The following is a 26,768-nucleotide window of genomic DNA, read 5'->3' as shown; positions in this document are numbered from 1 at the left end:
TTTGAAGTGATTTATTTGGGGCCTATATCTGTGCTTGCTTTAAACCGTTTCTGGGTTTGATCAACGCAAGCAGGCCATGGGATGACGAGGTGGTACGTCTAAGGCTTTGGCGACGCCTGGATGGCAGACGGAGCCCTGCACCGTATTGAGACCAGACAGCAATTCAGGCCGCTCCGTGACCGCTTCCTCCAGGCCGCGCCCTGCAATGCCAACGATGTAAGGCAAGGTCACGCTCACCAGGGCTTCGGTGGAGGTGAACGGCACGGCGCCAGGCATGTTGCCCACGGCGTAATGCTGCACACCGTGAATGGTCACGGTGGGGTTGGTGTGCGTTGTTTCGCGGCTCGTGGCGATGCAGCCGCCTTGATCGATGGCCACATCAACGATCGCTGAGCCTGGCTTCATTCCTTTCACCATCGCTTCATCGACCAGTGTTGGTGCCCTGCCTCCAGGGGTTAAGACGGCGCCAATCAGAAGATCAGCCGTGGGGATTAAGCGCTCGAGCAGACCGCGGCTGCTCACCACGCTCATCAGGCGTCCACTTCGATAGGCCTCCAGGCTGCGTAACCGTTCCGGGGAGCGATCCAGAAGCATCACTTCCGCATCCATGGCAGCCACCAGACGCGCCGCATTCCAACCCACCGTGCCTGCACCCAGGACCACCACCCGGGCTGGTTGCACACCAGTGCAGCCTCCGATCAGCACACCTCTGCCTCCTTGGGGTCGCTCCAGCAAGCGAGCCCCCACTTGTGCGGCAAGCCTGCCAGCGATTTCGCTCATGGGCGCTAGCAGCGGCAGGGTTCCGTTTTCCAGTTGCACCGTTTCGTAGGCAACCCCCGTGGTGCCAGCTGCGAGAAGAGCTTCTCCCACCTCCGGGTAAGCCGCTAAGTGCAGGTAGGTGAACAGCACCATGTCATTCCGCAAAAAGCGGAATTCTTCCGGCTGTGGTTCCTTCACCTTGACAACCAAGTGAGCCCCCCAGGCTTGTTCTTGATCCACGATCTCTGCGCCTGCTGCGGCGAAGGCCTCGTCGTCAATACCCGCTCCGGAGCCGGCACCGCTCTGGATCCGCACCTCCAGTCCATGGGTGACGAGTTCTTTGACGGCATCCGGTGTCAGCGCGACGCGTTGCTCATCAACCTTGATCTCTGTGGGGACTCCGATGGTGGCCATCGGAGCCGTCAGTACGGATTGAGCCATGGCTGCCGAAGACGATCCTTCAATCTGACCCTGCTCAGCCGGATTGGCCACTGGTCTATGCGTCTTGAAATCAGCGGGCGGCGATTGGGAGCCTCCAACCGGTCCCGAAGGCCTGTCGGCTCACTTTCAGAACAGGAGGCGCTTGGCGGCGTTTGAATTCCGCGCGGCGAAAGAGTTGCTCAATCCGTTTCACGTCCGCCGGGTCATGCCCAGCTGCGATCAATTGAGTGCCCGAGCTGTGCTTCTCGATCAAATCATTCAGAAGCGGATCGAGCGTTGCGTAGTCGGGAAGGGAGTCACTGTCCTGTTGGTCAGGGCGTAGCTCAGCACTCGGTGGTTTGGTCAGGATTTCTCGTCCGATCAAGTCGCTGTGCTCTGGAAGTCCAAGTTCTTGGCGACAGGCCATGGCATCAGAGCTGTCTAACCAGCGGCAGAGGGAAAACACCGTGGACTTGTAGAGATCACCGATCACCGCGAGCCCTCCATTCATGTCGCCATAAAGGGTGCAATACCCCACGGCAAGTTCTGATTTGTTGCCCGTCGAGAGCAGGAGCTGTCCTTGCTGATTGGCGACAGCCATCAGCAAAGTGCCTCGAATGCGCGACTGCAGGTTTTCTGCCGTGACGCCCGACGGTGCTTGATCCAGTGCCGGGGTCAGGGTGGTTTCAAACCCCTGCATCAAGGTTTGAATGGGCACGGTTGTCGTGGAAATTCCCAGGCGTTCTGCAAGCGCCTCGGCATCATCAATCGACCCAACAGAGCTCCAGGGAGAGGGCATCAGCAATGCCTGCACGCGGTCTGCTTTGAGTGCCGCTGCGGCAATGACCGCCACAAGAGCTGAGTCGATGCCGCCACTCAGACCCAGAAGGGCGCGTTGAAAACCGCATTTTTGGGCGTAATCCCGCACGCCGAGCACAAGGGCTTGGAACAGTTGCTCAAGATCAGCGCTTTCCGTGGGGGCCGACGTGCCTGCCGATGCATCAGAACCCCTTTCACTGCTGTTCCAGCAGGCGATGGCTTCCCGGCAGGTGGGAAGTTGCAACGCCACCTCACCGCTGGCTGTCATCACGAAACTGCCGCCATCGAACACCAATTCGTCGTTGCCCCCCACCTGGTTCACATAAATCACTGGGCAATGAAGACGGTTGGCAGCGCGGGCGCTGAGCTGATGTCGGATGGATGCTTTGGTTCTTCCGAAGGGGGACGCGGAGAGGTTCAGCAACACATCCACTTGCTCCGGGATGAGATTGGCAATCGGATCTGGTCCCACCAGGCGTTGTGCCTGAAGCGCATCCTCAACCCACAGGTCTTCGCAGATGGTGAGCCCCAGGCGCCAAGTCTGCCCTTCCGATTCAAAACTCAGAACACTGGGTTGGTTGGCAGGTCTGAAATAACGCGATTCATCAAAGACGTCGTAGGTGGGAAGGAGCTGTTTGCGGGCGACGACGCGCCAACCGTTGGCCTCTACGAGGGCTGCCGCATTGAAGAGTCGTGGATGTTGCTGGTCTGGGGCTGGTTCCACAACCCCCACCAGCAGTGCCGTTTGCGGCAGCTTCTCCCTAAGTCCCTGTTGCAGCTGGTTGAGGGCCTCGCTCTGCTGCTGGAGATGCTCAGGACTCAGCAGCAGGTCTCGGGGTGGGTATCCCCAAAGTGAAAGCTCTGGGCTCACCACAAGGGCGGGAGCGGTGCCCTGCGCCTGATGGCTGATTTTGAGACAAGCGTCTAGGAGCCGTTCGGCGTTCCCGGACAGATCGCCCACCAGAGGATTGGTCTGGGCCAGGGCGATGCGCATGGCAATTCAGGAAGGAGCGTCTTGGAGTCCATAAAGATTGTGCTGCAAGAGGAGGGGCCAAAGCGGTTTTGGGATTTGATCCGCAGCGCTCGTTTTGCGAATGCTTGAGCTGGCTGTCTCAGGAATCTGTAAGGGCAACACGGTGATCTGGGCGCCGAGCTGGCGGAGTCGTTCGAGGTGTTCGGGCTCCAACGGCCAACCCTTCCGCGGCACCACCCCCAGCTGGCAGCGCTTGAGCCAAAGCTCGCTTTGTTTCCAATGGGGGATCTGAGCAGCCAAATCACTGCCCACCACAAAGCACAGTTCGTGATGGGGCCATCGACGTGCTGCCCGTTCAAGCGTGGTGATGGTGTAGGGGCTGCTGAGGGTTTGGTCGATGCTCACCCGTGGGTTGTCGATGGCCATCACCAAGGCCTGGAGCAGCTCGCTGCGGAGCGCAAGGCAGGCATCGTGGCGTTTCATTGGGTTGTCGCTAGCCCAGGTGGCGACGCGTTGAAAGTGATTCAAAAGGCCTTCAAGGAGAGCCTGATGCCCGAGCGTTGGTGGATCGGCGCTCGTGCCGAGCAGGGCGATGGTCGCGGTCATGGCAAGAGCCCGTCACGCCGGGGCCGATTGGGCGGCTGTGGCCATTCGGCAAGCAGACGTTGCATGCCGGTATCGCTGCGTACCAGGCGCCGCATGAGGGTCGTTGGTGCTGGATTGCCCCTCCTGCCTCGACCGCGTTGATCGACCAGCCAACGTGCTGTGAGCCGACCTGTTCTGCGCGTGGTGTGCACAGCAAGAGCCGCCTGGGCAACGGCGACGGGGGCCGCTGGACCCAGGCTCAAGCCTCCGGAAAACGGTGCGGCGATCAGCAACAGCTGTTGAAGTCCAGAGAGCGCCAGCTGAAGTCCCAGTTGGACGCCTCCCAACATGGCGTTATGTCCTGATAGCCGTTGCATCAGCCGTCGTGCTGCTGGGCCTCCCATCGGCAGGTCATAGAGCTTGCAGAGCTGAACCACCAAAGCGGTATCGCAGGCCAAGCCTCCGGCTAGATCGAGCAACACCAAAGGATTGGCCGCAACCCCTGTGGCCTTGAGTGCTGCGTAGCGGCCGATCAGGCCTTGCGCATCTTGTCGTCGGCGCTCCAGTCGCCCTAATTCCAGTTGTTGTTGGAGCCGTTCTGCTTGGCGGAGGGCGTTTAAGGCCAAGAGGGCTTGGCCTTGCTCTCTCAGAAGATTGATTACAGCAGTGCGGAGTGGTTTCACCATCGCTGGCTGTCGCTCGCTGCGCACCCTGCCATCCGAGCGTTGGCAGGCTTTGCGAGGGGCGGCTGAAACGGCAATCGCTTGAGGAATCCTTGCGTGATGGTTGCGGTCACACCGCTCCCGGATCCTTTGGCTGATGCTTTCCCGGAGGCTGTCGAGTTGCTCTGGGGGGCAACAATCACTGCGGTTCAGCACGGGAAGCACCGGCTTGCCACTGCTGATTAAGGTCTCCAAGGCATCGAGCTCAACCCTGCTGATGTCGGCATCCAACACGAGAAGTACAAGATCGGACTGCAGGGCCACCCGCGCTGCCAGTCGCGCGCGAGCTTCCGCTGCAACCTCATCGATTCCTGGTGTGTCGACGAGTTCAATCGCGTGGAGACCAGGAATGGAGATCGTCCAAGGCAGCGCTTGTTGTTGTCTCGTGCAGCCGTGAGCGACGTCGGTGGCCAGGAGGTCTTGACCGATCAGTGCATTGACGAGGCTTGATTTCCCCACTCCCACGCGGCCGAAGACGGCGACGCGCAGCTTCCGAGTCGATAAGCGCTCCAATTGCCGGTCCAAGCGCCTGAGCGAACCCGCTAAAACGGTTTGTTCCCGGCGGTTGAGCTGGAGCTGAGATCGCCAGGTTTGCAGCAGTGAAAGGCAGCGCTCCGTGGTGGATGTAGGCGAGAACGTCGTCATGACGCCCCATTGGCTCCTGCTGACTTGCGCCACCAGCCAGCGAGCACGGCCAGAACCGCATCAGGGCCAATCACGCCCACAAACCCTCCGAATTCATCCACCACAACGCGAACCCCGCTGTTGTCGCGACGAAAGGCTGTCAGCAGGCGATCGGCCCGAATCATTTCAGGCACAAATTCGACGGGCTCGCTCAGATCGGCTGGGGTGAGTTGACCTTGATTTTGAACGAGTGCCGCCAGTAATCGGTCTCGACTTGCGACACCCAGAACCTTGTCAACGGCATCACCCAGGACCACCCACCATTGCGCCTCGTTTTCGAGCAGGGCGGACCTTAACTGCATCAGTGTGCTCGCTCCGTCCAAGCTCGGAGCAGCAACCCTTGGTGTCATCAAATCCCTCGCGGTGAGGTCGTTGAGTTGGAACACCTTGGCGATCATCGCGGCTTCATCCGCTTCGATTTGGCCGGTTTGGGACCCCATACGGGCCAGCAGTCGAATCTCCTCTTCGTCTGTGTTGAGTTCGCTTTCCTGGGTTAAGGCCGGCAGCAGTCTTTCCAGAAGAAGGACGAGCGGACGCATGAGAACGCCAAGCAGGTGCAAGACCGGAGCACTCGCGAGTGAAACAGGCAGCGCCAGGCGGGTGCCGATCGCCTTGGGGAGGATCTCCCCCAAAAGAATCACCAGCACGGTGAGACCAATGGAGAACAGGGGCAGAGCTACGGCGCTGATGCCCATGTCTTCGAACAGCCAAGCGGCGTAACCACCGAGCATCAAACTGCCGAAAATATTGAAGCCGTTGTTTGCAATCACCAGAACCGACAGGGTCCGGCCGAGTCGCTGACGGAGCTGGGCCAATCTCCGTGCACCGGATACCGGTTTGGATCGACCGGCGAGTTCGAGAACGCGAACAGCGTTCACGGAGAGCAGAGCGGCTTCGACGCCAGAACACAAGGCGGATCCTGTGAGGACCACGACCACAAGCAGAATCAGGATCAGCAGGTCGTGAGTCATGCCTGGATGCTTTGCCTGCCATCCTGACGTTTACCTGGTGCCCTGTCTCCGTCGTGGTTCATAGTTCGCTCCCAATTGATGCTCAGGGTTACGCCGAGCGGCGTCAGCGGTTCATGGCCCATCTTGGCGGTGCGGCGGCTGTGATTCCAGCGGCAACCCTGGTGACACACCATGCCGACTGTGAGTGGCCCTTTCGTCAGAACAGCGACTTCTGGTATCTCACAGGCTTTGATGAGCCGGATGCCGTCGCCCTGTTTTTGCCCCATCGGCCTGAAGGAGAGCGCTACGTGTTGTTTGTGAACCCCCGTGAGCCAGGGGCCGAGGTCTGGACAGGACGGAGGTGGGGCACAGAGGGGGCTGTGGATCAGTTCGGCGCGGATGTGGCCCATCCCCGCTCTGAGTTGGCCCAACATCTGCGTGGCTATCTGAAAGATGCCGAGGGCATTGCCTTCCGCACGGGGCATCACCCGGCGGTGGAGTCCGTGGTGCTCGAGGTTTGGTCTGAACAATTGGATCGCGCGTCGCGAAGGGGTGCCGCGGCTTTAGGGCTGGTGGCGCCCTGCCCGGTCCTACATGAACTTCGCTTGCGCAAAGATCCAGCGGAGCTTGATCGGATGCGTGAGGCGTGCCGCATTTCAGCCCAGGCTCATGAGTTGGCGCGTGCCGCTGTGAAGCCCGGAATGAATGAGCGACAGGTGCAAGCCCTCATCGAGTTTCACTTCCTTGATCAAGGGGCACGGGGCCCTGCCTATGGCTCAATCGTTGCGGGAGGAGATAACGCCTGCGTCCTGCATTACATCGACAATCAGGATCCGCTCAAGGACGGTGATCTGTTGCTAATCGATGCCGGGTGCTCAATCGGTGACTACTACAACGGTGATATCACCCGTACCTTTCCTGTGAACGGCCGCTTCAGCGGTGAACAGCGCGCGCTCTATGAATTGGTTCTGAGTGCTCAGGAGTCGGCCATTGCCACCGTGAGGCCTGGAGGAACAGCGGAGGAGGTGCATCAGACCGCTTTGCGAGCGCTTGTGGAGGGTCTGTTGGATCTTGGACTCTTGGCTGGAGAGGCTGACGGAATCATTGAGCAGGGTGCTTACCGCCATCTCTACATGCACCGCACGGGGCACTGGCTTGGCTTGGATGTGCACGACGTTGGCGCCTACAGGCTTGGTGAGCACCATGTCGAACTGGATCCAGGCATGGTGCTCACCGTGGAACCTGGCCTCTATATCAGTGACCGCTTACCGGTTCCGGATGGTCAGCCGGAAATTGATGACCGCTGGAAAGGGATTGGTATCCGCATTGAAGATGATGTGGCCGTTCTCAAGGATGGTCATGAGGTCTTGACGGCTTCGGCCTTGAAGGATGTTGCCTCGATGGAGCGTGGATGACGTTCAGCTCACCACTTGCAGGGAAATCCAGATCAAACCAACGGACAAGAGCATCAGGCCATCGAGCTCGCTGACCCGTCCGCTGAGAGGGCGGACCAAGATCAGTGTGAGAACCAGCAGCACGGATTCCATCGGATTGAGGCCAAGGATCACCTTGGTGTTGGTGAGTTCTCCAACGAAGAGCACGGCCGGAACGGTGAGGCAAAGCGTCGATAAGGACGATCCATAGAGGGTATTGAGAGACCGTTGCACTTCCCCTCGATTGGCCGCTTGGAAGGCATTTAGCGCTTCCGGAGCCACGACGAGGAGGCCAACAAGCACACCACCCAGGGAGCTTGGGAGCCCGAGGTCGCTGATGCCAATGTCGATCAGGCTCCCCATCGATTCTGCGATTAGAACCAAAATCAAGAGGCCGAGCGCCATGAGAACGCCGCTCCGAAGAGCCGAGTCGTTATCGGCATTGGATGCCTGGGGTAGCCCGTTTTTTCCCTTGGTTTCGGGCAACTCCAGCTGCTGGGAAGCCTCAAGGAAGAGATTGCGGTAAGAGCCGGTTTGGAAGCGCAGGAAAGCTGCGTATAGCCCAATGGCCACAATGGTGAGAAGCCAGTTGATCGGGAGGGAGAAGTTGGCTTCCGAGCTGTCAGAACTGAAATTAGGCAGCACCAACACAAGCACGCTCATCGTCGTGATCAAGTTGATGTAAGTGGAGGCACCGCTTTGGTTGACGGTGGCCATGTCTTCTGGTTGGAAGGGTTCCGTGATTCCCGATGTTTGAAATCGCGAAGCCAAAATCAAGGTGATTCCCTTCACCCCAGTGAGCACAATCATCAACACCGAGAACATCGAATCCCGCGCCAACGTGGGATTGCTTTCGCCGCTCAACATGGTGCTGGTGACGAGAGCCAGCTCGATCAAAATCACGGAACCTGTAAGCACAAGCGTTCCAAGCGGTTCACCGAGCTTTTCGGCGAGATGATCGGCTTGGCTGGCAATGCGTCTCGCCAGCAGCAAAATCAAGAGGCTGAGTCCTCCCAATCCGCCTAAGACGAGCGTTGCCGATTGCAGCAAGAGCCAATCCAGGAGATGGGTGGTTTGGAGACCGATGAGGACAACCGCTCCAACAAGCAAGGGCCATTCTTTGCGCATCAACGCTGACTGGGGTTCCAGTTGAGTGCCGCTTGGGTGTCGGTGAGGATCACCTCTGCTCCTGCAGCCCGTAAGGTCTGCTCGTAGTGCGCTCGCGCCTCAGATTGCCCTGGGAGCTGTAGGTGGGGAGGTGCAACCGCCAAGCTCATCCAGCGTTGTTGCGGGACCTGCTCCCGGGCTCGAATCACGGTGTTGACGTCCGCCACGGTGTCACCGAGATAGGCAATCAGTGGTGCGTCGGAACCGAGGTTGCCATCCACAAGGGTGCTTGCCAGCCTGATGAGCCCTTCGGGATCAGGTTTGTCTGGCGCATCCCCCATCGCTATCAGAGGAGGGTTCTGCAAGCCGAGACGTTGCTCCAGTAGGAAACGAGCAGAAGGGGGCTCTGCTCCGCTCACGAATCCCCAAAGAATGTCTCGATTCGTCAGGGCTGAAAAAAAGTTTCGATCGACGAGGAGGGGCTCATCGCAAATAAATCCATCCCAAGCGAAGGGATCTCCCTCTGGTTCAGATCCGAAGTAAAAACGGCTGAAAACGTCAATGAGATCAGCGCGACCGGGTAGGGCCGCTGAGTGGGAGGACGAGGTGGGTAAGGGATGGGTCAGCGCGTGCCGACGTAAAAGTTCAAGGCTTGCATCCCAGTCATTGTTCCAGCGTCCTTCACCCTTCAGGGCATCAACCGTCTCGTGACCAGGCTCCCACCCGCAGTAGTGATGCACGGTGGCCTGGAGTGCACGGCGATAACTGCCTGCCACATCCCGAATAACGCCATCAATGTCGAAAAGCAGGATTGCTTGTGGCTTTGATCCTGAAGATTGCAGGGGGATTTGGCTTCAGCAACTGGTAAGTTAGTTCTTTGTCCTTCATCCTTGAGCCCTGACACCATGACGGTTTCCGAAGGCGCAGCCGTCGACCAGGAGGTCGCAACAGAGGCAGCAGCAGCTGATGCAGCACCCCAGGCCGGCGCAACACCCGCGGGTGATGCCGCTCCCCAGGGCGAAGATGCAACCCCTAAGGGTGAAGTGTCAGATCAGCAGCAGGAGCCCAAAGAAGGTCGTCCAGTGATGCGCGGCGGCAGTGCAGCACTTGCTTCTGCCACCATCGATGCCGATGGAGTTCCCTCTGGCTACACCCCAAAAGCCGATGAAGGACGCTTCTTGCTGAAGATTCTCTGGCTTCCTGACAACGTGGCTTTGGCGGTTGATCAGATTGTTGGCGGTGGCCCCAGCCCCCTGACGGCTTATTTCTTCTGGCCTCGTGAAGATGCTTGGGAGACTCTCAAAAGTGAGTTAGAAGGCAAAAGCTGGATCACTGATAACGAGCGTGTTGAAGTTTTGAATAAGGCCACTGAGGTCATTAACTACTGGCAAGAAGAAGGCAAAGGCAAGAGCCTTGACGAAGCAAAACTCAAGTTCCCCGACGTTACTTTCTGCGGTACTGCCTGATTCGAACGAAGGCTCATCGTTGAATGATCAAGTGTTTAGCCCCGTTTCGACGGGGCTTTTTTATGTCTTTGCTAAGGAGAATGTTGAATGTTGAAATCAGTTTTGGGAGACACCTTCAATCCATAAAAAAACACCCTGTTCAGGGTGCTTGATTCAGACAGGCGTTGTTTTTACAACTTAGGTTGATTTGCTTGCCTGGGCACGTGCTCTGGCTCGTTCAAAAAGCTGCTGCGCTTTCACTTTTTCAGGAGTGGAGGGCTGACCTTCGAGCTTGGTGACAGCAGTGCGTGCAGCGGAAAGATCACTTTCAGCTGATGTGGAGTCGATATTGACGCCGAGCTCGGCTGAGTTCACCAAAACGGTGACATCATCGGATTCAACTTCAGCAAAGCCACCCATCAGGGCGATGGATTGCCAATTGCTATCGGTACGCACTCTTAAAACTCCAACGTCGAGCGCTGCGAGCAAGGAAACGTGGCCAGGAAGAATGCCGACTTGACCGGTGGTGCTGGGAAGGATCACCTCATCGGCCGAACCATCGAACACGCTCTGGTCTGGTGCCAGAACGCGGAGGGTGAGGGACATGGAAAGAAGACTGCGGAGAGTTGGAAAGCGAGTTGTTGATCATGTTCGGGGCGCGCAAGCGCCCCGATGGGGATCAATTGGCTTCAGCCGCGATCTTCTCGGCCTTGGCTTTGACTTCGTCGATGTTGCCGACCAGATAGAAAGACTGCTCAGGAAGGCTGTCGAGCTCGCCAGCAAGAATTTGATTGAAGCCACTGATGGTGTCTTCAAGCTTCACGTACTTGCCAGGCATTCCGGTGAAGATTTCGGCAACGAAGAAGGGCTGGGATAGGAACTTCTCGATTTTGCGAGCACGATCCACAGTCTGACGGTCGTCTTCAGAGAGTTCATCCAAGCCAAGAATGGCGATGATGTCCTGAAGCTCCTTGTAACGCTGAAGGGTGGATTGAACAGCACGGGCTGTGCGGTAATGCTCATCACCCACAACGGCTGGCTGAAGCATGGTGCTTGTGGAATCGAGAGGATCCACCGCGGGGTAGATACCCTTCGAAGCCAAGGCACGGTTCAGAACCGTTGTTGCATCGAGGTGAGCAAACGTTGTGGCAGGAGCTGGGTCGGTGAGATCGTCAGCAGGGACGTAAACGGCCTGAATGGAGGTGATGGAACCTTCCAGTGTGGAAGCAACGCGCTCCTGGAGAGTACCCACGTCCGTACCCAGGGTGGGCTGGTAGCCCACAGCTGAAGGCATCCGACCCAAGAGAGCGGAAACCTCAGAACCGGCTTGCACGAAGCGGAAAATGTTATCCACGAAGAGCAGAACGTCCTGCTTGTTCACATCGCGGAAGTGCTCGGCCATTGTCAGAGCTGAGAGACCCACGCGCATGCGAGCGCCGGGAGGCTCATTCATTTGGCCGTAGCAGAGGGCCACTTTCGACTTGGAGAGATCGTCGGCGTTGATCACGCCGGACTCCTTGAATTCTTCGTAAAGGTCGTTGCCTTCGCGGGTGCGCTCACCCACACCACCAAACACAGACACGCCGCCGTGTTCTTTGGCGATGTTGTTGATGAGCTCCTGAATCAAAACGGTTTTGCCCACTCCGGCACCACCGAAGAGGCCAATCTTGCCTCCCTGGCGGTAAGGCGCGAGAAGGTCGATCACCTTGATGCCTGTCTCGAACACCTTGGGCTTGGTTTCGAGTTCAGTGAGCTTGGGAGCTTCGCGGTGAATTGGGGAAGTGACGTCGGTATTGACGGGGCCTTGCTCGTCAACGGGCTCTCCGAGCACGTTGAAGATTCGGCCCAGGGTGGCTTCTCCCACAGGGACAGAGATGGGTGAGCCAGTGTCCAAGGCTTCCATTCCGCGCACAAGACCATCGGTGCCACTCATGGCCACCGCACGGACTCTGTGGTCACCAAGCAATTGCTGGACTTCGGCGGTTAGGCCGATCTTTTCACCAGCAGTGTTGGTGCCCTCAATACGTAACGCGTTGAGAATTTTGGGGAGTTTGCCGGCTGGAAATTCCACGTCCAGAACCGGTCCGATTACCTGACGGACAACGCCCTTGGAACCGGTAGAGGCAGGAGCAGCAGCGGCCATAAGTAAGGAGAAGTGAGAGGGACGCGCAACAGGACGATCCCTTCCTGAGCGGCAGAACCTTAACACCGTCTTGATGTTGCTCTCGCTGTTCGGTCACCCGCACAGGTCACCGCTGGTGCTTCACCCATGCACGGACCTAGCTTTGGCACTCATCGATCCCGAGTGCTAACTCGCGTCGATCGAGCGGCGCCGAGCGCCCTGTCCCTGCTTCTCAAATACTTATGGCAGCTGTTTCTCTCAGCGTTTCCACCGTTAAGCCTCTTGGAGACCGCGTCTTCGTAAAAATCTCTGAATCCGAAGAGAAGACTGCAGGCGGCATCCTTCTTCCTGATACGGCCAAAGAAAAGCCTCAGGTGGGCGAAGTTGTCCAGGTGGGTCCTGGTAAGTCCAACGACGATGGAAGCCGTCAGGCTCCTGAAGTCAGCATCGGCGACAAGGTTCTGTACAGCAAATACGCCGGTACAGACATCAAGCTTGGCAGCGACGAGTACGTCCTGTTGTCCGAGAAAGACATTCTTGCTGTTGTGGGTTGACCGCAATCCCTCTGAGTTTTATCTCAGAAACGACTGAATTTTCCTTTACATCCTCATTAATTGCCTCTTATGGCTAAGCGTATTATTTATAACGAGAACGCTCGTCGCGCTCTCGAAAAAGGTATCGACATTCTCGCCGAAGCCGTCGCAGTAACCCTTGGCCCCAAGGGTCGCAATGTGGTTCTTGAGAAGAAATTTGGTGCTCCTCAAATCATCAATGATGGAGTAACGATCGCCAAAGAGATCGAACTCGAAGATCACATCGAAAACACCGGTGTGGCGCTCATTCGTCAGGCTGCATCCAAAACGAATGATGCTGCTGGTGATGGCACCACAACGGCCACCGTTTTGGCGCATGCCATGGTGAAAGCGGGTCTGCGCAATGTGGCAGCCGGCGCCAATGCAATCACTTTGAAGAAGGGGATTGATAAAGCATCTGAATTCTTGGTTGGCAAGATCCAGGAAAATGCAAAGCCAATTGCCGATAGCAATGCGATTGCGCAGGTCGGCACGATCTCTGCCGGCAACGACGAAGAAGTTGGCAAGATGATTGCTGATGCCATGGATAAAGTTGGCAAAGAAGGTGTGATTTCTCTTGAAGAAGGGAAATCCATGGAGACCGAACTTGAGGTCACCGAGGGTATGCGTTTCGATAAGGGTTACATCTCCCCTTATTTCGCAACAGATACGGAACGGATGGAAGCGGTTCTGGATGAGCCTTACATTCTCTTAACCGACAAGAAAATCGGTTTGGTTCAGGATTTGGTTCCTGTTCTTGAGCAAATTGCTCGTACTGGAAAGCCTCTTCTGATCATTGCCGAGGACATCGAGAAAGAAGCCCTCGCCACCTTGGTGGTGAACCGCTTGCGCGGTGTGCTCAATGTGGCGGCCGTAAAAGCTCCTGGTTTTGGTGATCGCCGTAAGGCGATGATCGAAGACATGGCGGTTTTGACCAACGGTCAGCTGATCACGGAAGACCAAGGTCTCAAGCTGGAAAATGCCAAGCTGGAGATGTTGGGAACTGCGCGTCGCGTCACCATCAACAAAGACACCACCACGATTGTTGCCGAAGGCAATGAGGTGGCTGTGAGCACGCGTTGCGAGCAGATCAAGAAGCAGATGGATGAGACCGATTCCACCTACGACAAAGAAAAGCTTCAGGAGCGTCTCGCCAAATTGGCCGGCGGCGTTGCTGTCGTGAAGGTGGGTGCAGCCACTGAAACCGAGATGAAGGACAAGAAACTTCGTCTGGAAGATGCCATCAACGCCACCAAGGCGGCTGTTGAAGAGGGCATCGTTCCTGGTGGCGGTACAACCCTGGCTCACATGGCACCAGCCTTGGAAGAGTGGGCAGCCGCCAACCTTTCAGGCGAGGAGCTGATTGGTGCCAACATCGTGGCCTCAGCGCTGACCGCTCCTCTGATGCGTATCGCTGAAAATGCCGGTGTGAACGGTGCTGTCGTTGCTGAAAACGTCAAGTCCAAGTCCTTTAACGAGGGCTACAACGCCGCCAATGGTGAGTACGTCGACATGCTTGCTGCTGGCATTGTTGATCCGGCCAAGGTGACCCGCTCTGGTTTGCAAAATGCCGCATCGATCGCTGGAATGGTGCTAACCACCGAATGCATCGTGGCTGACATGCCTGAGAAGAAAGAAGCTGCTGCTGGTGGCGGTGGTATGGGCGGCGACTTCGACTACTAAACGCTGGTTCCCCACCAAGTTTTCAGCCTCCGTTAACGCGGGGGCTTTTTTAATGGAAGGAGCTCAATCACGCTTTCGTTTTTTGTCATGGCTCATCGTTGGTTTCGTGAGTTCACAGACTTTTTCTTCCAGAAGGGCAACGCCTTGAATTTGGCGATTGCCGTTGTGGTGGGAACGCAGTTTCAGCAAATTGTGGATGCTCTTACACAAGACCTGCTTATGCCCTTGCTGAATCCGCTGATTCGGAATGGTGGTTGGGAGGCATGGGTGCTCCCCTATGCGGGCGGGGAGCTGCTTTTTGGTCAGGCAATGAAGGTGTTGCTCGATTCTTTGATTGTGGGTTGGGTGCTCTTTTTGCTTGTGAAAGCCATCAACCGGTCTCAGCGATTGGCCTCGAGGGGGCTCGATCAGTTACGCAGCGTGACGCCTTCAGAGGATGAAACCTGATCAGGGTCGATCGATTCGCCAAAGCTCTCTGAAAATGTTCAGGATGAACAGTTTTTGAGTGCTTTGGTTTGCAACGGTATCGATGAATACAAAAAAGGCTCTTTTGTCGTCCCGTCTTCGTCGATTCCTCATCGCCCTATTGGTGGTGCCAGCACTTCAACTATTGAGTGCTGCCTTGCTTCCTGCCTACGCCGGAGAGACGGCCCTTTTGGCAGCTGACAACACCCTGATTTTGACGTCCTCGGCTTTGGTGCTGTTGATGACGCCTGGTTTGGCGTTTTTCTACGGCGGGTTTGTCCAATCTCGAAACGTACTCAACACGATGGCGATGAGCTTCGTGATGATGGGACTTGCCACGTTGGTGTGGGTCACCTTTGGATTCAGTCTCGCGTTCTCCGATGGGGGTGCCTTGCAAGCTGTGGTGGGTAATCCGTTCTCCTTTGCTTTGTTGGAGAACGTGCCTCCCGTCTGGGATGGACTGGCGATTCCAGGTCTCACCTTTGCGCTCTTTCAGGGCATGTTTGCGATCATCACGCCTGCTCTGATCTCGGGTGCGCTGGTGGAGCGGATCAGTTTCAAGTTTTGGTGTGTGTTCAGCCCGATTTGGTTGTTGCTGGTTTACGCCCCTTTGGCCCATATGGTTTGGGGTGGGGGCTTCCTTGGTAAAGATCTTGATTTCGCCGGTGGGACGGTGGTTCATATCAGTTCTGGCGTATCGGCCTTGGTGCTCGCTGGGCTGGTGGGCTCGCGCCGTCAGTGGCCTAACGCCGTGCGTCCTCCCCACGATGTCAGTCAGATTCTTCTGGGGACGGGTCTGCTCTGGTTTGGTTGGTTTGGTTTCAACGGTGGAAGTCAGTTGGCGGTAGCCGGTGCAGAGTTGCCGTTTACGACAACGCACATCTCAGCAGCCGCGGGCTTGGTGGCTTGGTCTTTGATCGAGACTTGGAGGAGTGGCAAACCCACCGTTGTGGGTATGGCCACAGGTGCTGTCGCTGGCTTGGTTGGTGTCACCCCAGCGGCTGGGTTTGTCACCCCCGGTGCGGGGATGGCCATCGGTGCCATCACGTCGTTGTTTTGCTTTGCCTCAGTTCAGCTCAAAGTGAGACTTCGATTTGATGATTCTCTCGATACCTATGCGGTTCACGGTGTGGGGGGCACGATTGGCGCCTTGCTAACGGGTGTTTTTGCCAGTTCTGACTTGATTGCTGGGCATCCTGCTGCCAATGTTCTGATCGAACAGGGACGGGGTGCTCTGATTGTTGGGCAACTGCAAGCCGTCTTGGTGGCCTATGGCCTGGCATCTGTTGGCACGTTCTTGATCGCGTTCGTTTTGAGGGGTCTGGGCCTGCGCTTCCGGGTGTCAGAAGAAGCAGAGAACCTGGGAATTGATGTGCAGGCCCATGGAGAAGAGGCCTATGCCGAACGGGTTGGTTCTCCTCAATTCCAGTGAATCGCTACGGCAGCTGTCTTGATTCCTCTCGTGATGATGTCCACCTGCAGGGTCCAGGGCATCATCACGCTTCTTTGAAGCAAACCTGCTGAGCCGACGAATAAAAAATTAAAAACAACGCGGATTTTGTTCCAAATATATGGTCTTTAACTCGTCTTTTAAGACTCAATTCATGCGTGCGTGAACGATGAATTGACGGGATGACATTAAATTCAGCCGAGGAGTTAGCTAAGCCAGCCTGCGCTCAGAATCACAGCGAGTGCGAGGAAAAATGAAAGTGTTGTCCAGGTAATGCGATTCAGCGTTGCTTCTGCACTGCTAGAGCTGGTGAACGATGAACTTCCACTGGCCGCGATCCCTCCCATTCCATCCCCTTTGGGACTGTGCAGGAGAACGAGAAGAATCAGAACGGCACCACTGCCGATCCAGACCCAGGAGAGAACAGTCGTAAGCATGAATGGATCTTACTTAAACGGGTTGTGGCAGCTTGGTCGTTGCTGGAGCTGAGGCTTCGATCGGTTCAATCAAGGAGATGCCCGTCATGGCTTCGGGTTTGTCCAAATTGAGCAGCTGAAGAAGCGTTGGCGCAATATCGGCTAGGCCCCCATTCTCTCGAAGTCGAATCGAATTCCCGAATCCAGGGACCTTGCGTTTCTCTCCCTCGATCAAAATGACCGGCACGGGATTAGTGGTGTGTGCTGTCCAGGCCTGACCATCCGGTCCTTGCATCCGCTCAGCGTTTCCATGGTCTGCCGTGATTAGCAAGGTGCCACCCATTCGCCCAACGGCATCCAGCAACTTGCCGATGCAGCGATCAACGGTCTCAATCGCTTGCGTAGCGGCTTCCATCATGCCGGTATGGCCCACCATGTCGGGGTTGGCATAGTTGATGACAACCAGGGAGTGTTCACCCTGCTGGATCGCGGCAACGCAGCTTTCGGTGAGCGTGTCTGCGGACATCGCAGGAGCTTGGTCGTAGGTGGCGACCCGGGGAGAGGGGACGAGATGTCGCTTTTCGCCTTGAAGAGGTTGTTCAATTCCCCCGTTCATGAAATAGGTGACATGGGGATATTTTTCCGTTTCGGCTGTGCGGTACTGCTTGAGGCCGGCATCTGCGACCACCTGTCCGAGAAGCTGATCGAGGGATTCGGGTGGGAAGACAACGGAGACTGGTAGATCCGTTTCGTATTGCGTAAACGTCACGACATCCAGCTTTGGCTGATGCACACGCTTGAAACCGTCAAATTCCGGGAGTGTGAGCGCCTGAACAATCTGTCTGGCTCGGTCTGGACGGAAGTTAAACATCAGCAACGCATCCCCATCTCGCAGTGGATCGTCGGAGACGCGAACGGGTTCTAAGAATTCGTCGGTGATGTCTTGGTCGTAGCTGCTGGTCAGTGCGGATAAGGGCTCAGCGTCGGTCCTGGCCAAGTCAGGATCCGTTAGGAGGGCATAGGCGCGCTCTGTTCTCTCCCAGCGATGGTCACGATCCATCGCCCAGTAGCGCCCGCAGAGACTGGCAATTCGGCCAATTCCATGGCTGCTGATTGCGGCTTGGATTTTGCTCAGGTGTGTCGGTGCACTTTGGGTTGGCGTGTCTCGTCCATCGGTGATGGCGTGGATGGCCACGTTCTTAAGCCCCTCTTCTGCCGCCCATTCGAGCAGTCCGCAAACGTGGTCAACATGGCTGTGTACGCCGCCATCGGAGCAGAGACCGAGCAGATGCAGGGTGCCACCAGTGCTGCGGAGACGGTCGGCCACGGCTTGAAGCGCTGCGGTGCTGCCAAGCCGGCGTTCGCGCACGGTTTCACTAATACGCACCAGCTCTTGCCGGATGATCCGACCGGCTCCAATGGTGAGATGCCCGACTTCTGAATTGCCCATCTGACCGTCGGGAAGGCCCACATGGGATCCGCTCGCTTCAATCAGGGCGTGGGGATAGGCATGCCAGAGCGCATCGATGACAGGAGTTGACGCGCTGCGGATGGCGTTGTGCTCAGTGGAGTCACAAATTCCCCAGCCGTCCAGGATCGCAAGAACCACAGGTGCAACGGGAGCGTTGCGAGGAAGATTTTGTTCGAGGTTGTTCGGTACGTTCACTCCGTCAATCTCAGTTCTTAAGTCCCTCTACAGATTCAAGTTACCTCCCTGCTGCCCAAAAGCTTCTGATTTGTGCCTTGCAGGTTTGCAAAAGCTGATCGTGCTGGGGAAAATCGTTCATACACTGATCGCCTTAAAAGAAAGCGATGGCAGATCGAGACGTTGGGAATGATCGGATTGAAATTCTCTCTGCGGATGAGCTGCGAAAAACGGTGACGCGCCTGGCGTCCCAGGTGTTGGAGTCCGTGCCCAACGTGGAATCTCTGGTGTTGCTGGGGATCCCAACCCGCGGAGTTCAATTGGCGGGTGTTCTTGCTCGCTCATTACAAGATCAGAGCGGTCACGCTGTGGCTACCGGCACTCTTGACCCTACATTTCATCGCGACGATTTAGGTCGTGTGGGTGTGCGTATGGTTCAGGCCACCGACCTGCCCGTGAGCGTGGAGGGAAGGGATGTCGTGCTCGTGGATGACGTTGTTTTTACGGGGCGAACCGTGAGAGCCGCCTTGGAGGCCATCCAGGCCTGGGGCAGACCACGGCGAGTGTCCTTGCTGGTCATGGTGGACCGAGGCCATCGCGAATTGCCAATCCATCCGGATTTTTGCGGCAGGGTCGTGCCGACGCGTCAATCGGAAACGATTGAACTGCGCCTGCTTGGTTTGGATGGGGAGGAGGGAGTTTTCCTTCGACGCGTTCATGAAAACAACCCTGAATGATCAGGCTTGCTTCACCCGGCTGGGGTTAGCTCGTCAACTCGGAAGTGGGCCTTGTAGCGACCAAAAGCCACGACAATCGGAAGCGTTGGGCTGATGGGACGCCCCTTCCAATCGTCGAGCACCTGGAAAACCTCTCCCTCACTTCCTTCCATATCGAAACTTTCTCCTCGATGTTGGGGGTGGTTGAAAACCACAACGCTGGTGGAGACGACAACCTTGTCACCCGGCTGCATGGACATCGGTTCAAGTCAGGCGATTGTCTCACGGGAAGTCAAAACAAGGCCTTAATTCTTGGCCTGACAGAGCGTCTCAGGACCGTCCTCAACGATGGTGCCGCCTAGATCGCTGCAACCGGCCATGAATGCCTCCCAAGGAGCCATGCCCTCGCGGATGTGGGCATCCACTGCCTCGTTCAATTGATCTCTCGCCACCGTGTGAGCCGGCAAGGCTCCGTGGCTGTGGTGCTCTTTCTGGTCCCTTAAATCGTCAATGGCCTGCTCGACTTCCTGACGCATGGGTTCGGCTTGGCGTTGCCACCAGGGATGATCGAGCTGGTTGAGGGCGCTGAGTGCCTCCCACCATTGTTCTTGGTTCACATGCTCTCTCAGCTGTTCCAGCTGAAGGCGATTGCGATTCCAGCTCTCCTTCAAGCCGTCACTTAAGCGACTTCCGGGGCGTCCATCGTGCTTCTCCAGCGGCTGAAGCATGGTCAATGCCTCGTTTAACTTGCCAGCGCGAAATTGAGCGAGAGCCTGTTCCCGTAGCTGATCGCGCCAGCGTTTGAGCTGTTGTTGATCTTGTTCTTTTTGCTGTGGAGAGCCAACGCCTGAATTCACGAGCTGCTCTTGAAGGAGCAGAGCTCGACCTGGATCAGCCTGATCCCAGGTTTGTTGAGCGAGTCTGCGTCGACACACGGCAAGCTCTTCGGGCGCTTTCTGGCCGAGCCAACGCAAGGCAGCTAATTGTTCTCCGTAGCGCAGGCAGGCAGGCAGGTCGTTAGCTGCTAGCGCCCGACTCAATTTCCGCGGCAGCTGTTGCTCCCATAAATAAGCTCCAGCACAAAGTGCTGCGACTCCACCAAGGGTCGCCATGATCCAAAAACGTGGCAGGTGGCGACGCAGCGCCAAAGTCCAAAGCCTCTTTAGAGAAACTCCTTTCTATGGAGGGGAGAAAGGACTCTCAACGCTATGTGGACGGACCGTTCACTGCACAGTTATCAGAGTGCAGGGTTCGATGGCCAAACCGGTTCTTAAATCTTCCCCGCTCATCACAAGTTGCGCATCGTCATCAAGTTGAAAAGCTAGGCGTAGGCAGTCTTCACCTGGTTGGCCAACGGGATTGAGTTGAAGACGAATGGTCTTGCTTGGAAGCGGCTGAATGGTGTCTGGAACGTTGCTGTTGTCCCGAATCGTGGGAAGCCCTCCAACGAACACCACTTCGTGACGCCGCTCGCCCTGGGGCTCACCGAGCACGAGCTCAATGTCCTGTTGATGGCTGCGACTTGCGCTCAGGTTCAGCACTAAGGGTTGAAGCGAGGGCCATGGTTGGCCACTCAGAAATAAGGGATGCCAGTGATGGGCACGACTGCGACGATCCCAGCAGCGCAAATACACGCCTTTTTGGAGGAGATCTCTGATCCTTACCCCCGGCGTGAGATTGAGAGCACCAGTGGCCACGGCTTGAACGGGTGGTGGCGTCAGCAATGGCACCGGCTGCATCGTCTCTGATAACCATTGGCGCACCAGAGGAAGATGGGCTCCTCCTCCAACGGCGACGACGGCGTTGAGGTCTTCCGGTCTGCAGCCTTGCTGGCGGGCCGAGGCCAATGTGCGATCGAGCAGCCCTTCAAGAACCTTGATCAATCCCCGGCGCTCAAACAGCGCGTGGAGTTGGTTGCGATTGAGCGACAAGGTGATGGGTTGCGCGAGGTCGATGCTGCTCGCTAACTCGCTGAGGGTCTCCTCATTTCCGACATCAGGGCTGCTCAGGCGGCATTTCAAGCGTTCAGCCGCATTCAGAAGGCTCGTCTGACTTCTCAGAATTAGATCCGGATCGTTTGGAAAAAGGTGATCCAAGATCCAGTGATCGAGATCCCTGCCACCCAAGGCGATGCCTGCTTTCCCTAAGACCCTTGCCGAGCGCAGCGTTTGCTTGCTGTTTTTAAGGTCTCGCCCCCGAAAGCGCAGCAGCTGAGCGATGGGAGCTGCCCTTCCTTCCCCACCTTCTAAGGCGACAAGGGAGAGGTCCAACGTGCCTCCGCCTAGATCCACCACCAACAACTTGGAGCCTGCAGGCAGTCCTGCGCCCATGGCCGCGGCTGTTGGCTCATCCACGAGAGCCACCTCGTCAACCGGAAGGATCGTGCAGGCCTGCAACAGCCATTGGCGATAACCAAGCGCCTGATCCACTGGAGCTGTGAGCACCAGACGCTTCACCGACACGGTCGTGGGCAGGCTTTTCCAGATCTGGTGCAAAAGAATCTCGCCAGCTTGCTCAGGGCTGAGGGGATGGACTGGAAGGTCGGATTTGTCCAAGACGCCGATCCAGCGCTTGAAGTCGCGATGAAGTTCCGGGGATGTGCCATCGGAGAGTCCGCTGTCGAGGACTTGCCGGCCAACGAGAGGCTGATGGTTGGAAAGAGCGTTGCTCCAGATGAGGCTCGGGACTTCCCCCGGTCGTTGACTGATCGGGGCGAGATCGAGGAGTTGGGGGGGGGAGGCGCTGCCATCGTGAAAGGCCACCACCGTATTGGTGCTCCCAAGGTCGATGGCCAGTGTTCCTTGAACAGAAAGATGAAGGTTTTGTTCGTCCTTTAGGGGCTGATCCTCAGCCATGGCCATCTTGATAAGGAGTTAAGGCTACGGGGCCTAGCAATGGATCGGTTGAGCCGCTTGGTGTTTTCCTTCTATAGGGAGGATCCAGAGATTGAAGCTGAGTTGGAACCGTTACGTGATTGCCGGATGTCCCGTAGTTGGGGATGCATTCGTATTGAGTGCATGGATGGGAAGCACCTTGAAGAGGTGAGTGGTTTGATGACGCACCTCAGACGTCCACTCCTCGCGATGGGGTTAGGCCGCCAGATCGTTTTGCGAGTGCCGGGTCGTCCCCAACGCGCTTATCCCATGCAGGTTCCGTTTCACAGCGATTTGCTCACATAGAGTGAAGTGTCGATGACTAGATGGGAATGATTTCTGCAGGTGTGGACTCAAAGGACCTCGCGAAGCGTGGTGAGAGCTTGATTCGTCAGTCCACCAACCGTTATCTGACAACAGTCAAAATCGCTTTTCGCGCCAAGCAGCGACGTTTTGACGACTTCGACGGGCTCCTAGAGGAATCCAGTGTGAAGCCGGTTCATCGCGCAATCGTTGAGCTTTCCGATGAGCAGGATCAGCCTGATCTCCTGCCTGGATGATCCAAGAGGAGGGGCCTGGCTGGCGTCTCGCCCGTGATTTCAGCCGTGAGGGCTTTCCCTTCCTGATCGGAGGGGAATCTTGGGCTGTCGAGCTTACTGAGATGGAAGTGAAGGGGCTGCAGGCCCTTCTTGTTGAGCTCGACCATCAACACAAGCTGATTTCTGATCAGTTGATGGAGGAAGAATCCATCACCTTGGAGCTGGAACAGCAGGAGTGGTGGGGGTGCCTTGATGGCACCCGTGACCACTGGGGGCTGCGTGTGGTGCTTCAAGGCAAGGGGCTGCAGAGTCGAGGGCTCGAGGGCGCTTGGCCTGCTCCAGCGGCTCAAGCTTTCCTGGCTGCGTTGAGAACGGTTTGGGATTGAAGATTGTATTAGCTGGTCTGATCAATCAGGTTTGATTGATTTCTCCACGTTGGAACAGCCCCATTGCACAGCTTTTCCACAGGCTCGCTGGCTGTTTTTGAGTTGAGGCCTTTCCCCTGTGGAAAAACTTCGGTTTTGGAGATTGTGTGCTATCGCCCGAGTGCGGTAAGTGGACCCCCTGGAGAAGGAAAAACTCCTGTCTTGGACTGCTTTTTGGCCTAAGCCGCAGGGGCGGAGTGGTTGGCAATGGCCTTCGCGACCTCTGTTGACGGCCCCTTGTGATTGTGGAGAACAGGCCATAGATTCGGGTCGCCATGAAGAGGGAGCGAGGAGTGATTCAAGGCCAATTGGTGACTGATCAGGTTGTTGAGTCCGTTGCAGTTGGTGTGGCTCAAGCAATGCCTGAGCCCATCCAGGGTGAGGACATTGTCAGTTTTCAAGCTGAGATGCCCCTGCCTTTGCACCAGGCCATGGCGGACTTTATTGAGCGTTGTCCGAATTGGGATCAGTACCGACTCGTGCAGGCCGCTTTGGCGGGATTTCTTGTTCAGAATGGGGTGGATTCCAGAGAGCTCACCCGCCTTTACGTCGGCAAAATGTTTCGTCGCGACTCCCTTCGCCAAGGCGTTTGAGTCCGGCAACTGGCCATCAACAAGAGGGCGCTAAACGGAAGACTCAAGAGCAGCCCAAGGCTCGCGGCCATGAGGCCAAGCAAGTTGATTCCTAGAAGAAGTCCCAGCAAGGCCATGACTTTGAGGCGATTGGCCTGAACGAGTTTGCGACTGTGCTCCATGGCTCGCAGTGGCCGATAGCCGTGATGGATCAGCAACGGAATGGAGAGAAGTTGACCAATCAGCCAGATGGCGATGCCGACACCACCCAACAGGAAGGCCAAGCTGGCAAGAACACCGCTGTGGGGGGCCAAAAATTGACTCAAAAGACGAATCGAGCTGATCCCTCCAATGCCGATGAGGACCTCTAGAACCACGAGGCCGCAGGTCTGTTTTAAAAGCCAAAAAAAACGGCGTCTTGCCGCGGGTTGCTCTGGGTCTCGATCCAATCCCCCTGGTAAGTGTTCGTCTGCCAGCTGCAGCAGCGCCAAAAGGGGAGCGAGCGGAACAAGGGCCGCCATCACGAGCACAAGATCACCCGTGTATTGAAGGAAACGATTGCTGCTGAGTTGGAGATCTCGTGCGATCACCCCTAAGCCCATCAGGCTGATCAGCATCAATGCTGTCAGTCCGATGAAGGTCCAGGGCGCTTTCCTGAAGCCAATCCAGGCCCTTGGAATAATGGTGGCAATCGGCAGTCGCTCAGTAGAAATGTTTCCGAGCGGATCATTGAAGTGGTCCAAGTCTCTTTAATAAATCCATCGCGATTTCTGTGTCAACCGGAAGAATGGACAAGCGATTTCCGCGACGAACGACGGTTAGCTGGTCTGCTTGGTATGACTCACGAAGATCATCAAGGGTCAGCATGTCAGAAAACTGGCCGCGATAGGCAAGTTTCACGCAATCCCAGCGTGGAGTCTCTTGCTTAGAGGCTGGATCGTGATACTTAGAGCTGGCATCAAACTGCGTTGGATCGACAAGGCCCGTTTCTGTAACTTCCATGAGACCTACAATTCCTGGAGGTTTGCAATTGGAGTGATAGAAAAAGGCTTGATCTCCGACCTTCATCTTGCGCATAAAGTTTCGGGCTTGGTAGTTTCTAATCCCATCCCATAGTGTAACTTTCTCATCCCTTAAGTGTTCAATGCCGTAAACATTTGGCTCGCTCTTCATGAGCCAGTAGGAGGCTTTGGTCATGATGAAAAGTTTGAGGAGGCGGGATGATGGGGGTGCATTACTGAGATCGTAGGCGCGGCATTCTTTGAAGATTGCCCTAGGAGTCAATCGACTTTAGCTGCTCGTGCTGATCAAGCCAGCGTGGCTTCTTGCGCACGCGGCCCTATTCTTGGGAATGCATTGATTGAATATCTCTACCTTCTTGTGTTGTTGATTGACTAGTGGCTTTATCTGACAGGTGAAATGGCTTTAAGTAAAAGAGGGACGATCATCATTATCTCCCTCATTTTGCTCGAGTCCGTCTGCTTGGAGGAGAGGGATCTGTCTTGCTCGGAAGAAGGGCTTTTCGCCCTTTCAAGGAGAATTCTTGAAGGAAGCACAGGTTGTTTCAACTGGCTCAAACCTCTGTCCGTTCTTGTTGGGTTGAAGCCCTAAGCGTTCGAGAGCTTCGACGGCGTCAATTTTGTCAGCGTTGTAAAGAGAGCAAGTCTGTTGATCTTTGGCTCCCTTGGTGTTGCAAGACACCAAGAAGATAAAGAGGGTGAAGGGTAGAAGGCGTTTTGATATCTTCATTCAACGAATTTAGGGAATGGGCCTGGCGCTTGCCTGGATTTTCAGGCGAATTGTTTGCTGTGCTGAGAAAGGATCGCAGGAGCTGAATTCTGGGTTGTCTGGACTTTGAATGGATAGGGTCTTCACTGTCTTAGTAAATATTTTTTAAAAGCTTTCTAGCAGGCCTTGATCCTGACGACCTTGATTTAGAAGGCTATGGATTTGCCAGGCAAATCCCTCGTATGGGCTTAGTTTGCTCGCGTTGATGGGCTAAGAGAGTATTGCTCAATCATCTCCCTAAAGTGATTGCCGCGGGCTTCAAAATCCTTGTATTGATCAAAGCTTGCGCAGGCGGGTGATAACAGCAGAGAGGCGGCATTCCCATTTTTCCCGTTCTCAACCGCTGCCGTCACGGCATCCGTCATGGTGGAGTGCGATGTCACGTTTCCTGTATAGCCGAAGTCACGAATCAGGCCCGATAAAACATCTCGATCACTTCCGAATAGGGCGATGGAGCAAACCTTGTCTTGTAGCAATTGCAGCCATCCACTGGCATCGCCTTGTTTAGACAGTCCACCGGCAAGCAAAATGATTGGGCCTGGTACGGCTTGAAGTGCAACGGCAGCCGCGTCGTAATTCGTCGCTTTGCTGTCGTTGAAGACGTTCATTCCGTGGAGCGATCCCAGATTCTCTAGGCGATGGGGCACTCCAGGGAAACTGCGCAAGCCACGCTCAATCGCTTGCGGCTCTAATCCAGCTTGCAAGGCAGCTGCTGTTACTAGCAGCATGTTTTGGCGGTTGTGTTCGCCAGGCATGGCCAGAGCATTGGCTGGAAAGAGGGCACCTTTTTTATTGCAAACGAAACCTTCTGGATTCACCCAAAGCTCAAGATTGAATGGCTCATGGTTCGTTTGTGCAGAGCTAACCCATTGGGCATCTGGCCAGTGGGCCTGCCTGCTCTTTAGGTCAGTGTCGTCGGCATTGAGAACGGCATGCTTGGAGCGTTGAAGCAGGCCTTGTTTGATGTCTCGATAGGCATCCATGGACCCGTGCCGTTCCAAATGGTCGGGCGTCAGCGTGGTCCAAATGCCGATGGTTGGTCTTACTTCATTCGCCGATTCAATTTGGTAGCTACTCATCTCCATCACGATCCAATCCGGTTTGGTTTGGGATGGATCCATGCATTGCAGCCCTAATTCGGCGGCGGAATGGCCCACATTCCCTGCCATCGGCGCATGCAGTCCCGCTTGGTTGAGAACGTGATGCAGCAAGTGCGTCACAGTGGTTTTGCCATTGGTGCCTGTGACTCCAATCCAAGGGCAATGGCGAAGGGCTTGCCAAGCCACGGCCATTTCACCTCTCACCGTCACGCCGTGGTCGCGTAGCTGCATCAAGGTGGGATGGTCCCAGGGGATCCCCGGGCTAATCACCACTTGCTCCACTTGATCTAGCCACGGTTGAAAGCTGGAAAATTCCAGATGGCATCCCAACTCGGTTTGGATGCCTTGATCTTTTAGTTGTTGGGCTTTGGACTGTTGTTCGGGACCGTTATCCCTTTCGAGAACAACAACCTGATGACCTTGGGCATGAAGAAGGCGCGCTGCGCCGACCCCGGAGCGGCCAAGCCCCACGATCAAGCTGCATGCCATTGTCCAACTCCTGTCC

28 protein-coding genes are annotated in these 26,768 nt (G+C 56.2%); 11 read left to right on the top strand and 17 right to left on the bottom strand.

Annotated elements, in window-relative coordinates; genetic code table 11:
• Positions 1-60: 60 nt before the first annotated feature.
• The 5 genes from ald to SYN8016DRAFT_RS10165 form a co-directional block, all read right to left on the bottom strand.
• Positions 61-1,200, bottom strand: coding sequence for an alanine dehydrogenase (gene ald / locus SYN8016DRAFT_RS10185; protein ID WP_006854311.1), 1,140 nt, complete (start codon positions 1,198-1,200; stop codon positions 61-63).
• Between the two features lie 70 nt (positions 1,201-1,270).
• Entirely contained in the window at positions 1,271-2,992 is a 1,722-nt protein-coding gene (locus SYN8016DRAFT_RS10180; protein ID WP_006854310.1) for an NAD+ synthase, read from the bottom strand.
• A gap of 6 nt (positions 2,993-2,998) precedes the next feature.
• Positions 2,999-3,577, bottom strand: coding sequence for a nicotinate-nucleotide adenylyltransferase (locus SYN8016DRAFT_RS10175; protein ID WP_006854309.1), 579 nt, complete (start codon positions 3,575-3,577; stop codon positions 2,999-3,001).
• Positions 3,574-4,923 carry a GTP-binding protein gene (locus tag SYN8016DRAFT_RS10170; protein WP_006854308.1) on the bottom strand — a complete coding sequence of 450 codons (1,350 nt, stop codon included), beginning with the start codon at positions 4,921-4,923 and terminating at the stop codon, positions 3,574-3,576. Before SYN8016DRAFT_RS10170 ends, SYN8016DRAFT_RS10175 begins: the two co-directional genes overlap by 4 nt.
• Complete coding sequence (locus SYN8016DRAFT_RS10165; RefSeq protein WP_006854307.1) at positions 4,920-5,933, bottom strand: CNNM domain-containing protein; 1,014 nt, start codon at positions 5,931-5,933, stop codon at positions 4,920-4,922. Before SYN8016DRAFT_RS10165 ends, SYN8016DRAFT_RS10170 begins: the two co-directional genes overlap by 4 nt.
• 53 nt (positions 5,934-5,986) lie before the next feature.
• Between SYN8016DRAFT_RS10165 and SYN8016DRAFT_RS10160 the strand changes: the two genes are divergently transcribed.
• Entirely contained in the window at positions 5,987-7,327 is a 1,341-nt protein-coding gene (locus SYN8016DRAFT_RS10160) for an aminopeptidase P N-terminal domain-containing protein (RefSeq protein WP_006854306.1), read from the top strand.
• Between the two features lie 3 nt (positions 7,328-7,330).
• On the opposite strand, the gene SYN8016DRAFT_RS10155 is transcribed toward SYN8016DRAFT_RS10160, so the two are convergent.
• Complete coding sequence (locus SYN8016DRAFT_RS10155) at positions 7,331-8,473, bottom strand: calcium:proton antiporter (protein WP_006854305.1); 1,143 nt, start codon at positions 8,471-8,473, stop codon at positions 7,331-7,333.
• Entirely contained in the window at positions 8,473-9,264 is a 792-nt protein-coding gene (locus SYN8016DRAFT_RS10150) for a TIGR01548 family HAD-type hydrolase (protein WP_071778051.1), read from the bottom strand. Before SYN8016DRAFT_RS10150 ends, SYN8016DRAFT_RS10155 begins: the two co-directional genes overlap by 1 nt.
• A gap of 93 nt (positions 9,265-9,357) precedes the next feature.
• Here SYN8016DRAFT_RS10150 and SYN8016DRAFT_RS10145 point away from each other — a divergent pair, with 93 nt between their 5' ends.
• Entirely contained in the window at positions 9,358-9,918 is a 561-nt protein-coding gene (locus SYN8016DRAFT_RS10145; protein WP_006854303.1) for a 30S ribosomal protein PSRP-3, read from the top strand.
• A 177-nt stretch (positions 9,919-10,095) separates the two neighbouring features.
• Here the strand turns inward: SYN8016DRAFT_RS10145 and atpC are convergent, their stop codons facing one another.
• Both atpC and atpD read right to left on the bottom strand, forming a co-directional pair.
• A complete protein-coding gene (gene atpC / locus SYN8016DRAFT_RS10140) occupies positions 10,096-10,503 on the bottom strand; it encodes an ATP synthase F1 subunit epsilon (RefSeq protein ID WP_006854302.1) in 408 nt (135 codons plus the stop codon).
• Between the two features lie 73 nt (positions 10,504-10,576).
• Entirely contained in the window at positions 10,577-12,040 is a 1,464-nt protein-coding gene (gene atpD / locus SYN8016DRAFT_RS10135) for a F0F1 ATP synthase subunit beta (RefSeq protein ID WP_006854301.1), read from the bottom strand.
• Between the two features lie 221 nt (positions 12,041-12,261).
• On the opposite strand from atpD, the gene groES reads away from it, so the two are divergent.
• From groES to SYN8016DRAFT_RS10115, 4 genes are all read left to right on the top strand, one after another.
• Positions 12,262-12,573 carry a co-chaperone GroES gene (groES, locus tag SYN8016DRAFT_RS10130; protein WP_006854300.1) on the top strand — a complete coding sequence of 104 codons (312 nt, stop codon included), beginning with the start codon at positions 12,262-12,264 and terminating at the stop codon, positions 12,571-12,573.
• A gap of 69 nt (positions 12,574-12,642) precedes the next feature.
• Entirely contained in the window at positions 12,643-14,274 is a 1,632-nt protein-coding gene (gene groL, locus SYN8016DRAFT_RS10125) for a chaperonin GroEL (RefSeq protein WP_006854299.1), read from the top strand.
• An 87-nt stretch (positions 14,275-14,361) separates the two neighbouring features.
• Positions 14,362-14,721 carry an MscL family protein gene (locus SYN8016DRAFT_RS10120; protein WP_006854298.1) on the top strand — a complete coding sequence of 120 codons (360 nt, stop codon included), beginning with the start codon at positions 14,362-14,364 and terminating at the stop codon, positions 14,719-14,721.
• Between the two features lie 82 nt (positions 14,722-14,803).
• Positions 14,804-16,171 (top strand): ammonium transporter, encoded by a 1,368-nt coding sequence (locus SYN8016DRAFT_RS10115; protein WP_006854297.1) that lies wholly within the window; start codon positions 14,804-14,806, stop codon positions 16,169-16,171.
• Between the two features lie 224 nt (positions 16,172-16,395).
• On the opposite strand, the gene secG is transcribed toward SYN8016DRAFT_RS10115, so the two are convergent.
• Together secG and gpmI are read right to left on the bottom strand one after the other, a co-directional pair.
• On the bottom strand, positions 16,396-16,626 hold the full coding sequence (gene secG / locus SYN8016DRAFT_RS10110; RefSeq protein ID WP_006854296.1) for a preprotein translocase subunit SecG: 231 nt from the start codon (positions 16,624-16,626) through the stop codon (positions 16,396-16,398).
• 13 nt (positions 16,627-16,639) lie between these two features.
• Positions 16,640-18,271 carry a 2,3-bisphosphoglycerate-independent phosphoglycerate mutase gene (gene gpmI / locus SYN8016DRAFT_RS10105; protein WP_006854295.1) on the bottom strand — a complete coding sequence of 544 codons (1,632 nt, stop codon included), beginning with the start codon at positions 18,269-18,271 and terminating at the stop codon, positions 16,640-16,642.
• Positions 18,272-18,417: 146 nt separating this feature from the next.
• Here gpmI and pyrR point away from each other — a divergent pair, with 146 nt between their 5' ends.
• On the top strand, positions 18,418-18,987 hold the full coding sequence (pyrR, locus tag SYN8016DRAFT_RS10100; RefSeq protein WP_006854294.1) for a bifunctional pyr operon transcriptional regulator/uracil phosphoribosyltransferase PyrR: 570 nt from the start codon (positions 18,418-18,420) through the stop codon (positions 18,985-18,987).
• Between the two features lie 11 nt (positions 18,988-18,998).
• On the opposite strand, the gene SYN8016DRAFT_RS10095 is transcribed toward pyrR, so the two are convergent.
• The 3 genes from SYN8016DRAFT_RS10095 to SYN8016DRAFT_RS10085 form a co-directional block, all read right to left on the bottom strand.
• Entirely contained in the window at positions 18,999-19,220 is a 222-nt protein-coding gene (locus SYN8016DRAFT_RS10095; RefSeq protein WP_006854293.1) for a ferredoxin-thioredoxin reductase variable chain, read from the bottom strand.
• 51 nt (positions 19,221-19,271) lie between these two features.
• The gene (locus tag SYN8016DRAFT_RS10090) at positions 19,272-20,078 is read right to left on the bottom strand and encodes a hypothetical protein (protein ID WP_006854292.1); all 807 of its coding nucleotides are present in this window, start codon (positions 20,076-20,078) and stop codon (positions 19,272-19,274) included.
• 111 nt (positions 20,079-20,189) lie between these two features.
• Positions 20,190-21,821, bottom strand: a complete 1,632-nt coding sequence (locus SYN8016DRAFT_RS10085) for an Hsp70 family protein (protein ID WP_006854291.1) — start codon at positions 21,819-21,821, stop codon at positions 20,190-20,192.
• Positions 21,822-21,860: 39 nt separating this feature from the next.
• On the opposite strand from SYN8016DRAFT_RS10085, the gene SYN8016DRAFT_RS10080 reads away from it, so the two are divergent.
• The 4 genes from SYN8016DRAFT_RS10080 (at position 21,861) to SYN8016DRAFT_RS14575 (ending at position 23,396) form a co-directional block, all read left to right on the top strand.
• Positions 21,861-22,145, top strand: coding sequence for a hypothetical protein (locus tag SYN8016DRAFT_RS10080; protein ID WP_006854290.1), 285 nt, complete (start codon positions 21,861-21,863; stop codon positions 22,143-22,145).
• Positions 22,146-22,171: 26 nt separating this feature from the next.
• A complete protein-coding gene (locus SYN8016DRAFT_RS10075; RefSeq protein WP_011620178.1) occupies positions 22,172-22,399 on the top strand; it encodes a DNA-directed RNA polymerase subunit omega in 228 nt (75 codons plus the stop codon).
• The gene (locus SYN8016DRAFT_RS10070) at positions 22,396-22,764 is read left to right on the top strand and encodes a DUF1818 family protein (RefSeq protein WP_006854288.1); all 369 of its coding nucleotides are present in this window, start codon (positions 22,396-22,398) and stop codon (positions 22,762-22,764) included. The genes SYN8016DRAFT_RS10075 and SYN8016DRAFT_RS10070 overlap by 4 nt, the downstream gene beginning before the upstream one ends.
• 314 nt (positions 22,765-23,078) lie before the next feature.
• Complete coding sequence (locus SYN8016DRAFT_RS14575; RefSeq protein ID WP_006854287.1) at positions 23,079-23,396, top strand: DUF2811 domain-containing protein; 318 nt, start codon at positions 23,079-23,081, stop codon at positions 23,394-23,396.
• Here SYN8016DRAFT_RS14575 and SYN8016DRAFT_RS10060 read toward each other — a convergent pair.
• The 3 genes from SYN8016DRAFT_RS10060 to murD form a co-directional block, all read right to left on the bottom strand.
• Positions 23,348-24,118: a hypothetical protein gene (locus tag SYN8016DRAFT_RS10060; protein WP_038014434.1), complete on the bottom strand. Its 771-nt coding sequence runs from the start codon at positions 24,116-24,118 to the stop codon at positions 23,348-23,350. The genes SYN8016DRAFT_RS14575 and SYN8016DRAFT_RS10060 overlap by 49 nt on opposite strands.
• The gene (locus SYN8016DRAFT_RS10055; RefSeq protein WP_006854285.1) at positions 24,102-24,572 is read right to left on the bottom strand and encodes an EVE domain-containing protein; all 471 of its coding nucleotides are present in this window, start codon (positions 24,570-24,572) and stop codon (positions 24,102-24,104) included. The genes SYN8016DRAFT_RS10060 and SYN8016DRAFT_RS10055 overlap by 17 nt, the downstream gene beginning before the upstream one ends.
• Positions 24,573-25,351: 779 nt before the next feature.
• Positions 25,352-26,752, bottom strand: a complete 1,401-nt coding sequence (gene murD, locus SYN8016DRAFT_RS10045; protein ID WP_006854283.1) for a UDP-N-acetylmuramoyl-L-alanine--D-glutamate ligase — start codon at positions 26,750-26,752, stop codon at positions 25,352-25,354.
• Positions 26,753-26,768: the final 16 nt, after the last annotated feature.

Origin of the sequence: Synechococcus sp. WH 8016, from assembly GCF_000230675.1 — a bacterium.
GTDB lineage: Bacteria > Cyanobacteriota > Cyanobacteriia > PCC-6307 > Cyanobiaceae > Synechococcus_C.
The sequence above is the reverse complement of the archived record's forward strand: the minus strand, read 5'-3'. Positions and strand labels throughout refer to the sequence as shown.